A 723-nucleotide genomic window follows, 5' to 3' on the forward strand; every position below is an offset into this window, starting at 1 on the left:
CCCTGGGCGCCGTACGGGCGCACCGGTTGGCTGGAGGACGAGCAGCCGGCCAGACACAGCGCCAAGCAGGCCGCTATCGCAAGGAAAAGGTTGCGCATGATTCAGCGGCTCGAGGTCAAGCCGAGGCACCTGTGCCACGTCCGCCCAACGTGGCACAGCACTCCCCGCCGGAAGGAATGAACGAATTGCCCACCTCTGAGCGACAACTCGGGCGGCCGTGCACTACGACGTTGTTGTCGCTGTGAGGTGGGCACAACGAACGTCGCCCGCGCCAGGGATGCCTGCGGCAATTGTGACAACTGATACCTACGAAGGTCCACCTGCAACTAGCTCAGCCCCAGGTCGGCGAGGCCGAGCACGCTTCGGTAGGGCAGCCCCTCGGCCTGGATTGCTTCGGCGGCGCCGGTGGCCCGGTCCACCACGGTGGCCACCCCGACCACTTCGCCGCCGGCCTCCTGGACGGCGCGCACCGCGGTCAGCGCCGAGTTGCCGGTGGTGCTGGTGTCCTCGACCACCAGCACCCGCTTTCCGGAAACCTCGGAGCCTTCGATAAGGCGTTGCAGCCCATGCGTTTTCGCTGACTTGCGGACGACGAAGGCGTCGATCGGGCGGCCCGATGCGTGCATGACGGCGGTGGCCACCGGGTCGGCGCCCAGGGTCAAACCGCCGACCACGGCGTAGTCCCAGTCGCTGGTCAGTTCGCGCATCAGCGAGCCGATCAAG

Annotated in this window: 1 protein-coding gene; it reads right to left on the reverse strand. The window is 67.5% G+C overall.

Going from position 1 to position 723, the window contains the following annotated elements; all coding sequences use genetic code 11:
• Nucleotides 1–326: 326 nt before the first annotated feature.
• Nucleotides 327–723: orotate phosphoribosyltransferase (locus A5625_RS26320; RefSeq protein ID WP_067001322.1), on the reverse strand; the 397-nt coding region annotated here is incomplete at its 5' end.

The sequence above is a fragment of the Mycobacterium sp. 1465703.0 genome, from assembly GCF_001672975.1.
Taxonomy (GTDB): domain Bacteria; phylum Actinomycetota; class Actinomycetes; order Mycobacteriales; family Mycobacteriaceae; genus Mycobacterium.